Source organism: Anaerophaga thermohalophila str. Valhall (genome assembly GCF_000250735.1).
Taxonomy (GTDB): domain Bacteria; phylum Bacteroidota; class Bacteroidia; order Bacteroidales; family Marinilabiliaceae; genus Anaerophaga; species Anaerophaga thermohalophila_A.
The window spans coordinates 1-9,886 of record NZ_AHZV01000167.1 but is presented as its reverse complement, the minus strand read 5'-3'; the positions used below and the strand labels follow the sequence as shown (position 1 = coordinate 9,886).

Sequence of the window (9,886 nt, the reverse complement as noted above, 5' to 3'; positions counted from 1 at the left end):
AAATACGTGATTACTTTTAATTCAAAAGATAATTACCGGCCATCCTCATTTTTGGGAATGGCCTTTTATTGAGTATATTTGGGGCCGGTTTTCAGACGCATTTTCAATGCCGAATTTTTCAGCAGAGCATTATTATTTCGATGAAACGAGCATGGCAAGGATTGCAACAATAAGAATATGTATAAGTTCTTACATGCGAGTTCCATCAGACCAATAACTTAGACAAATTTTATACTGATGAACAAATACCAGATTAACCATCTGAAAGAACTTGAGGCCGAATCGATTTTTGTGATCCGTGAGGTGGCAGCCCAGTTCGAGAACCCTGTTATGTTGTTTTCGGGCGGCAAAGATTCAATTGTTATGTTTCATCTTGCCCGGAAAGCTTTCTGGCCGGCAAAAATTCCTTTTCCCCTGATGCATATTGATACGGGGCACAACTTTCCGGAAACCCTCGAATACAGGGATAATCTGATGAAGGAGACCGGCACCCGTTGTATTGTTAAGTATGTTCAGGATACCATCGATAAGGGAAGAGCTGTGGAAGAAACCGGTATTAATGCCAGCCGTAATAAAATCCAGACGATAACTCTTCTGGATGCTATTGAAGAGGAAAAATTTGATGCAGCCATGGGAGGGGGCCGGCGCGATGAAGAAAAAGCCCGCGCTAAAGAGCGCTTTTTCTCTCACAGGGATGAGTTTGGCCAGTGGGACCCCAAGAATCAGCGCCCCGAACTTTGGAATCTTTTCAACGGGAAAAAGAATATGGGTGAACATTTCAGAGTTTTCCCCATTAGTAACTGGACCGAAATGGACGTCTGGCAATATATCTATATGGAGAATATTAAGCTGCCGTCGCTTTATTTTACACACAAACGTGAAGTTTTTCAGCGGGATGGTGTCTGGCTGGCTAAAGCACCTTTTATGCAGCTTAAAGATGGAGAAAAAGTGGAAATGCGCGATGTACGCTGCCGTACCATTGGTGATATGACCTGTACCGGGGTAACTTTATCCACTGCCAACAACATCGAAGATATTATACAGGAAGTAGCTGCAACCCGCACAACAGAACGTGGAGGAAGAGCCGACGATAAGCGTTCAGATTCTTCTATGGAAGACCGCAAGAGGGAAGGGTATTTTTGAGTTCAGGGTTTGTTTTAACGAGAGTCAGTTAAAAAAAGCCTAAACGCAGAGGCGCAATGGCGCAAAGTTTTTATTATGAGAGGTAGAGATGCCAAATTGGGCGTCTTTACCTTACCAAACATCTGTAAAAGCTTAACGGAGTATTGTTTTAATAAACAACTGATTTGGGTAATTGATAACTGATAATTGATAACTGATAATTGATAATTGATAATTGATAATTGGTAATTGATAATTAAAAAGATGAGTGGAAAAGAATCGGGATATTTAGATATGGAGCTTTTGCGGTTTACCACAGCAGGAAGCGTGGACGACGGCAAAAGTACACTAATTGGTCGTTTGTTGTTCGATTCCAAGGCTATTTTTGAAGACCAGATGGAGGCCATAGAAAAAGCAAGTCTTCGGTCGGGTGGGGAAAGTGTGAATTTGGCATTGCTAACCGACGGACTAAGAGCCGAGAGAGAGCAGGGCATTACCATTGATGTGGCTTATCGTTACTTTGCAACGCCGAAAAGAAAGTTCATTATTGCAGACACCCCCGGGCATATTCAGTATACGCGAAATATGGTGACCGGTGCCAGTACAGCTAATGCTGCAATAATCCTGGTTGATGCCCGTCACGGAGTGCTTGAACAAACACGCAGGCACGCCTATATAGCCTCGCTTCTGCAAATTCCGCATATAATAATTTGTGTCAACAAAATGGATCTTGTTGACTACGATGAAGCTGTTTTTGAGCAGATTAAGACCGATATGGAGGATATTTCCTCCAAATTGAGTGTTAAAGATGTGCGTTATGTCCCCATAAGCGCGCTTGTTGGTGATAATGTAGTTACCCGTTCCAAAAATATGGACTGGTACCAGGGCCCGACACTTATGTACCTGCTTGAAAATTTGCACATCGGAAGCGATATTAACCGGGATGATTTCAGATTGCCCGTGCAATATGTCATTCGCCCTCAGTCTAAAGACTTTCCTGATTACCGTGGCTATGCCGGGCGTATTGTCAGTGGAAGTCTTAGAGTTGGCGATACCGTAAAAGTGTTACCTTCAGGTTTTACATCAAAAGTTAAATCCATTGATTTGTTTACCGAAAATCTGGAGAAGGCTTTTGCTCCTCAATCTGTTTCTGTAACCCTTGAGGATGAATTAGATATCAGCCGTGGAGATATGCTGGTTAAAGAGTCTAACGGGCATGGTCCCAAAATCAGCCAGGATATCGAAGTGATGATGTGTTGGTTCAACGACAGAAAAATGATACCGAGAGGTAAATATACGCTGCGCCATACAACCACCGAAATGAGATGCATGATAAACGAGGTGGAATATAAAATGAATATTAACACCCTCGAAAAGGATACCGATGACCTGGAAGTAGAAATGAACGATATTGTGAGGGTGAAGTTGCGTACTACCAAACCCCTGTTTTTCGATTCCTATAATGTCAACAGAAATACCGGTAGTCTTATTCTTATTGATGAGGGCACCAACGAAACTGTAGCTGCCGGAATGATAGTGTAGAAAGAATTTTAATATTTGATGAGAACCGTCAACGCCTATGGTGTTGGCGGTTTTTTTGTGGGTTTGATTCAACTTCCTGAAAAGTCAACAAACAGGTAGGAATGTATCGTTCTCGCTATGCAATTGCACAAGATTAATAAACGTTAAAACCAAAAAACTATTTTGGTTTTTTTAGTTTTCACGCTATTTTTGAACCGCTCAATAAAAGGAAAATGGAAATTAAGGAAAGAATAATTCAAGGTGCCGGAAAATTGTTTTTTGCCCGTGGCATTAAGCGGGTTATAATGGATGAAATAGCATCGGAAGCTGGTGTATCAAAACGTACCATCTATGAAAATTTTGATGATAAAACACAACTTTTAAAGGAAACGCTCGACTATTTCCAGCATGAGCACGATTGTAATCTCAAAAGAATGACCGAACAAGCTGACAATGTTATTGAAATCATAATTGGGATTTTGCATTATGGTCTGGAAAGTATTAAAGTGGTAAACCCTCTGTTTATGGAAGACCTGAAGAAATTTTATCCCAACATTTGGGATGAGAGTGTTCGTAAAAGCCGGGAGTCGGGCCAAATGGAGTTGCAGAGATTATTGGAAAGAGGAAAAAGAGAAGGACTTTTAAGACCGGATATCAACCCGCATCTTGTTGCAAGAATCTTTTATGAACAAATTACGCTTATTCACAATAATGAAGCATTCCCCATTGATGAATTCCCCCGTAAGGAATTGTTCGAGAATATAGTACTAAATTTTGGTCGTGGTATTTCCACTCCCAAAGGTGTGGAAATGCTTGAAAAATTATTGTCTGATCCAGATTCGGGAAAGAATGGCCCGGGATAATAGTTTTATCTTAAATCTGAAAATCTAATGGTTTGTTATTAATAGGATTCTGTATACCAATATCTTGTGTATATCTTAAATCTAACATCTGATAATCTCACCATCTATTGTAATGTTCTGAGTGTTTAGTAACCTGTTAAAATAGTAAAACCAGTTATTTATGAAAATAATGTTCAGAAAAGTTACCCTTTTACCTGTTATTGTTGCTGTTGTGTTCGTATTTCCGGGCGCTGGCACAGCACAGGAGGTCTCTGTTGACGATACTTTGCATCTGACTTTGGATAAGGCTCTGGAAATTGCTTTGTCCGAAAACCCGTTAATTAAAGTGGCAGATAAAGAGATTGAAAAAGTGGACTATTCCCGTAAAGAAGCATGGGCGGGATTAATTCCTTCAATTTCGGCAGAAGGAAGTTACAGCAGAAATGTTAAAAAGCCTGTTTTGTTTCTGTCCGAAGATATGGCTGGTGGTTTTGGAGGGAGTTCAACCATTGAAATAGGATCGGACAATAGTTATTCAGGGGCTATCAGTGCTGCAATGCCTCTCTTTAATATGTCGCTTTTTAAGAGTATCCGGATGACCGAAGTGGAGATGAAAAGCGCTTTGGAATCAGCACGCCAATCACGGATTAATATGATTAATGAAGTGAAAAAGGCTTACTATAACTGTTTGCTGGCCAACGATTCCTACAATGTGATGCTCCGAAGCCTGGAAAATGCAAAAGAAAATTACGAAAACACCCAAAAGATGTTTGATCAGGGAGCTGCGGCAGAATACGATGTTATTCGTTCCGAAGTTCAGGTACGAAATCTTGAACCTTCCCTGACCGAAGCAAAAAACGGACGTAAAGTATCTGCCTTAATGCTGAAAATTCTTCTTGGACTCGACAGAGACATCCCGCTGGGTTTTGATGAAAATCTTGAGGCTTTTAAGGAATTAATAGAAGGAATGCCTTCTGATCCGCAGCAGGATATATCCAACAACACCGATATCAGGCAACTGGATATCCAGAAATTACAACTTGACAAACAGTTTGAGCTGACCAGGGCTCAACGTTTTCCGACTCTTTCAGCGTTTATTAATTACCAGTTTCAAACGCAGGCCAACCATTTTCGATTCGATGACTACCGATGGGCAACACCCATTGTTGCAGGTTTGCAGCTGCAAATACCTATATTCAGCGGTTTTTCGAAACGGTACCAGGAAAAACAGGTGGAAATAAGTATGGAACAGCTGAAATATCAACGCGAAAATGTTGAACGTCAGGTATCGGTATCAGTGTTGAATGCTTACTCTTCCATGGAGGCGGCCGCACAAAAAATAGAGTCGGCCAGGGTGGCTGTACGTCAGGCAAAACGCGGATACGAAATTTCTCAGACTCGTTACGAAACCGGAGCCTGCACGCTTTTGGAACTGAACGATGCAGAAGTTGCTCTGACACAGGCCCGGCTGAATTTAAACCAGGCCCGTTTCGATTTTCTTTCGGCACGTGCCGAATATGAAAAAACACTGGGGACAAATCTTCCGGAATTTGCCGAGCTGCCGGCATCATCAGATGAAGCACGCATGGAGTAGCTTTGATTTCTCAAATTCATAGTAAAAAGCAATAATGAGATTGGCAAAAAGAGACTTTTAGGAGCAGGCTCAACCATTTAACCTTTAAAATATATACCAATGAACACAAGAAGTTTAAAAAATACTTTCCGCATTTTATCGATTGTTCTTTTCAGTGGTCTGCTGGCTTGTTCAGCCCCATCAAAAGAAAACAATGAAGAAGGAGAAAACGGACCCAGAAAAGTAAAAACCGCTTTTTCGCGGATAAAGAATATTGAACAGGATATGGACTTTACGGGGAATGTCGTCCCTTTTGAAAGAAACATTATTAGTCCTTCTATGCAGCTTCGAATCCGGAAAATACACGTGGATGTTGGCGATGCTGTGAAGAAAGGTCAATTGCTGGTGCAGATGGACCCGGCTCAGTTGTTTCAGACTAAAGTGCAATTGAATAACCTGGAAAAGGAATATGCCCGCCTTGATACGCTTTACAAGACAGGAAGTGTTTCTGAACAGCAGCTTGATCAAATGAAAGCTGAACTGGATGTGTTGCGAACCAATTATCAAAATCTTAAGGAGAATACACGGCTGCTGTCTCCAATCAATGGTGTGGTTACGGCGCGTAACTTTGAAGACGGAGACATGTTCAATATGGCTGCAGGTGCAGGAATTCTTACTGTTATGCAAATAGATCCTGTTCAGGTTGACATTAGCCTGCCGGAACGATTTTTCCCTGCTGTTGAAGAGGACATGCCCGTTTCTATGCGACTGGATGTTTATCCCGACACCCTTTTTGCAGGCCGGGTCTTCCTGAAACACCCTACTATTAATCCTGCGACCAGGACTTTTACAGTTGAAACCATATTTCCCAATAGGGAACAACTGATACGTCCCGGAATGTTTGGGCGTGTTAATATCATATTCGAGACCCTTGAAAGAGTGACTGTTCCGGATATGGCTGTTCGGCGCCAGCAGGGAACCAACGACTATTATGTGTTTTTGGTAGAAGACGGAAAAGTTACACGGAAAGAGGTTGAGTTAGGGCGAAGAGTAGACGATTTTTATGAAATAATCAGTGGTTTGGATGAAGGAAAAGAAATTGTTGTAGAGGGCCATACAGGACTTCTGGAAGGAACACCTGTAGAGGTGATCCAATAGCATCCCGGATTTCTGAGTGTTCATATATTTTATTGCGAATCTGATAATTATTAAGAAATGAGTATATACGAAAAGGCGGTAAAGAAACCCATTTCAGTAATACTGATATTTGTCGGTGTGATTATTATGGGGCTTTTCTCACTGCGATATTTACCTATTGACCTGTATCCGGAAATTGATCCCCCCATTGTAAGTGTTTTTACGTTTTACGAGGGGGCCAGTGCTGCCGATATTGAAACCAATGTAACCCGTATCCTGGAGGATAATCTGAATACAGTTAGTAATCTGAAAGAGCTCACATCGGTTTCAAAGGACAATACTTCGCTGGTGATGCTGGAATTTGAATGGGGAACCAACCTGGATGAAGCAACCAATGACATTCGCGATGCCATCGGAAGGGTAGAAACATATCTGCCCGAAGGCGTTGAAAAGCCAATAATATTCAAATTCAGTACCAGTATGATCCCCATTATGCTTTTGTCGGCTACTGCCGATGAGAGTTATCCTGCCTTGTCAAAAATCCTGGATGAAGGATTGGTTAACCCGCTCAACAGAATTGAGGGGATTGGTGCGGTTGCGTTATCCGGCGGGCCTGAACGTGAGATTCAGGTAACTGTTGATCCCCGAAAACTGGAAGCTTACAACATGAGTGTTGAGCAGATCGGTTCGGTCATTGGTCAGGAGAATCTTAACCTTCCCGGCGGAGAACTGGACATCGGAAGTCATACTTACCCGGTGCGTGTTGAAGGGGAGTTCAAAACCAGCGATGAAATTAAACACCTGGTTTTAGGATATTTTGACGGAAAACCGGTTAAAATATCAGATGTGGCAACAGTGAAAGATACTCTTGCCGAGATGACTATTGATGAGCGAAGCAACGGAAGAGTCGGGGCCCGTATTGTGATTCAAAAGCAATCGGGGGCCAATTCCGTTGAAATAGCTAAAGAAGTGAGAGAGAGACTCCCCGAATTGATGCGAAACCTACCACCTGATATTCAGATAGATACCATATTCGACACCTCCGAGTTTATCGAAAACTCCATTAGCAGCCTTGCTAATACTGTAATGTACGCCGGTATATTTGTTGTTTTGGTCGTATTGTTTTTCCTGGGACGCTGGCGTGCTACATTTATTATTATTCTTACGATCCCGGTATCGCTGATTGTTTCGTTCATCTATCTTTATACAACAGGTAACACTTTGAATATCATTTCGCTTTCTTCACTTTCCATTGCCATCGGAATGGTTGTAGACGATGCCATTGTGGTGCTGGAGAACATTACACGACATATCGAACGGGGAAGTTCACCACGCGAGGCAGCTATTTACGGTACCAATGAAGTGGGACTGGCCGTAGTAGCCACAACATTAACCGTTGTTGCAGTATTTTTCCCATTGACACTTGTTCAGGGATTGAGTGGAATTATGTTCCGCCAGCTGGGAATGATTGTTACGTTAGTTGTTATCGTTTCCACGTTAGCTGCTCTTACGTTGACACCAATGCTATCATCTCAGATGCTGCGTTTGATGCCACCGCGCAAAGCCGGGTTTTCCAAAGCTGTATTTGGCACTATTGAGAATTGGTTAAATAAATTTGACAATTTATATGAGAAAACGCTTGGATGGGCCGTTAAGCACCGTGCATTGGTGTTGGTAAGTTCTATTGTTATTTTTGGAGCCAGTATTTCGTTGGTGTCAGTGGTTGGAACAGAGTTTATACCTCCGGCCGATAATGCCCGTATAGAAGCAACTGTTGAGTTGCCCATGAACCTGAGACTCGAAAAGACCAAAGAGGTGGCCCGTCAGATAGAAAAAATATGGCAGGAGAAATATCCTGAAATAGAAGTTATTTCTACCAGTGCAGGTGTGGCCGACGAGAGTAATATATTTTCTGCGTTTGGCGAAAACGGATCTCATATCATTAATTTTACCTTGCGTCTGTCGAACAGCACCGAAAGAGAAAGAGATATATATCTGATTGGCGACCTGATGCGGAATGATCTGAAGGCGATTCCAATTGTTAAAGACTTTTCCGTTTCGCCAGGTGGTAGCGGGGGCGGTATGGGAAGTGGTGCCAGTACGGTGGAGGTCATCATCTCCGGATACGACCTTGATGTAACCGGTGAACTCAGCGAAAAAGTTGCTGACAAGATGGAAGAAATGGAGGGTTTACGTGATGTGGAAATAAGCCGGGAGGACCCGAAAACAGAATATCAGCTCGTGCTCGACAGAGAAAAACTGGGAATACACGGATTAAATACCGCTACCGTTGCCACGGCTATGCGTAATCGTATAAACGGGCTTATAGCAGCGCAGTACCGCGAAGGTGGAGATGAATACGATGTCAGGGTACGATTTGCTGAACCTTTCCGTGAGTCGATTGAATCTATTGAAAACATTCTTGTGTACAATCAACAAGGGCAAGCCATTCGAATTGGTGAACTGGGCAAGGTAGAAGAATTTACTTCCCCGCTTTCCATAGAACGTCGCAACCGGCAACGTGTCATTACTGTTACCGGGTCTTTGTATAAGGCGTCTATTACCGACGTGGTGAATGAAATTAATACACATATCGATGAAATCGGAATTCCCCAGGGCGTCGGTATTGATATTGGCGGAACAGCAGAAGACCAGCAGGAGTCGTTTGCCGATCTTGGTTTACTGCTCGTGCTGATCATTATCCTGGTGTATATTGTGATGGCATCGCAGTTTGAATCCCTTCGTTCACCTTTTATCATCATGCTTACTCTGCCGTTTGCTTTTACAGGAGTGTTCCTGGCGCTTTTCATTACAGGAACCACACTTAATCTGATATCAATGATTGGGGCTGTGATGCTGGTCGGTATTGTGGTGAAAAACGGAATTGTACTCATCGACTACATCAACTTATTGCGCGACCGGGGTATGTCGTTGATACAGGCTGTTGTAGCAGGTGGCAAATCCAGACTTCGTCCCGTGCTGATGACCACCCTGACAACCATCCTGGGTATGTTACCGCTGGCAATAGGTATTGGTGAAGGTGCCGAAATCTGGCGCCCGATGGGTGTTGCCATTATTGGCGGTCTTACCGTCTCAACCATGCTTACATTGGTTCTGATGCCGGTGGTTTACACTATGTTTGGGGCCAATCGTATGAAGAGCGAACGCAAACGGATTGCTAAACTTGAAGAAAGTATATAGTTCAGAGATCAGAGTTCAGGGTTCAGAGTTTCGAGTTTCGAGTTGACACCGAACCCGGAACTCAAAACCCGGAACCCGGAACTCAAAACCCGGAACCCGGAACTCAAAACCCGGAACCAGGAACTCAAAACCCGGAACCCGGAACACAGAACGCAAAACATAAACAGTTATGAAAGCAGTATTTATCGTATATAATCAGGCGCTAACCGAGAAGGTTGAGCACATTCTTGATAAGCTCGCCATTCGAGGCTATTCACGATGGCCGCAGGTTCAGGGGCGAGGCACACAAAACGGAGAACCGCACCAGGGTACACATACCTGGCCCGCCATGAACGAAGCTGTTCTTACAGTCGTGGAAGAATCCAAAGTTGAAGAATTAATGGAGCATCTGAATCATCTTAATGATAAAGCGGAAATGCAGGGACTCAGAGTCTTTTGTCTGGGATGCCGAAGTGGGCGTCTGACAATATGGGAAAACAAAAAAAACGGG

Annotated in this window: 7 protein-coding genes; all 7 read left to right on the top strand. The window is 43.0% G+C overall.

All coding sequences use genetic code 11. From position 1 onward, the window contains the following. Nucleotides 1-237: 237 nt before the first annotated feature. Nucleotides 238-1,143, top strand: coding sequence for a sulfate adenylyltransferase subunit CysD (gene cysD, locus OQ5_RS0108895; protein WP_016777152.1), 906 nt, complete (start codon nucleotides 238-240; stop codon nucleotides 1,141-1,143). 243 nt (nucleotides 1,144-1,386) lie between these two features. Further along, a complete protein-coding gene (locus tag OQ5_RS0108890) occupies nucleotides 1,387-2,664 on the top strand; it encodes a sulfate adenylyltransferase subunit 1 (protein WP_016777151.1) in 1,278 nt (425 codons plus the stop codon). A gap of 212 nt (nucleotides 2,665-2,876) precedes the next feature. Then, nucleotides 2,877-3,506, top strand: a complete 630-nt coding sequence (locus tag OQ5_RS0108885; RefSeq protein ID WP_010420450.1) for a TetR/AcrR family transcriptional regulator — start codon at nucleotides 2,877-2,879, stop codon at nucleotides 3,504-3,506. Between the two features lie 160 nt (nucleotides 3,507-3,666). Then, nucleotides 3,667-5,079 (top strand): TolC family protein, encoded by a 1,413-nt coding sequence (locus OQ5_RS0108880; RefSeq protein WP_016777150.1) that lies wholly within the window; start codon nucleotides 3,667-3,669, stop codon nucleotides 5,077-5,079. 99 nt (nucleotides 5,080-5,178) lie between these two features. Next, complete coding sequence (locus OQ5_RS0108875) at nucleotides 5,179-6,216, top strand: efflux RND transporter periplasmic adaptor subunit (RefSeq protein WP_016777149.1); 1,038 nt, start codon at nucleotides 5,179-5,181, stop codon at nucleotides 6,214-6,216. A gap of 57 nt (nucleotides 6,217-6,273) precedes the next feature. Beyond that, entirely contained in the window at nucleotides 6,274-9,396 is a 3,123-nt protein-coding gene (locus tag OQ5_RS0108870; RefSeq protein ID WP_016777148.1) for an efflux RND transporter permease subunit, read from the top strand. 169 nt (nucleotides 9,397-9,565) lie between these two features. Then, nucleotides 9,566-9,886, top strand: a 321-nt coding sequence (locus tag OQ5_RS20645) for a PG0541 family transporter-associated protein (protein WP_016777146.1), incomplete at its 3' end; no start/stop codon positions are given.

Excerpts from the sequence above, each read along its gene's own strand:
- cysD (WP_016777152.1), top strand. The coding sequence starts at position 238 with ATGAACAAATACCAGATTAACCATCTGAAAGAACTTGAGGCCGAATCG.
- OQ5_RS0108890 (WP_016777151.1), top strand. The coding sequence starts at position 1,387 with ATGAGTGGAAAAGAATCGGGATATTTAGATATGGAGCTTTTGCGGTTT.
- OQ5_RS0108885 (WP_010420450.1), top strand. The coding sequence starts at position 2,877 with ATGGAAATTAAGGAAAGAATAATTCAAGGTGCCGGAAAATTGTTTTTT.
- OQ5_RS0108880 (WP_016777150.1), top strand. The coding sequence starts at position 3,667 with ATGAAAATAATGTTCAGAAAAGTTACCCTTTTACCTGTTATTGTTGCT.
- OQ5_RS0108875 (WP_016777149.1), top strand. The coding sequence starts at position 5,179 with ATGAACACAAGAAGTTTAAAAAATACTTTCCGCATTTTATCGATTGTT.
- OQ5_RS0108870 (WP_016777148.1), top strand. The coding sequence starts at position 6,274 with ATGAGTATATACGAAAAGGCGGTAAAGAAACCCATTTCAGTAATACTG.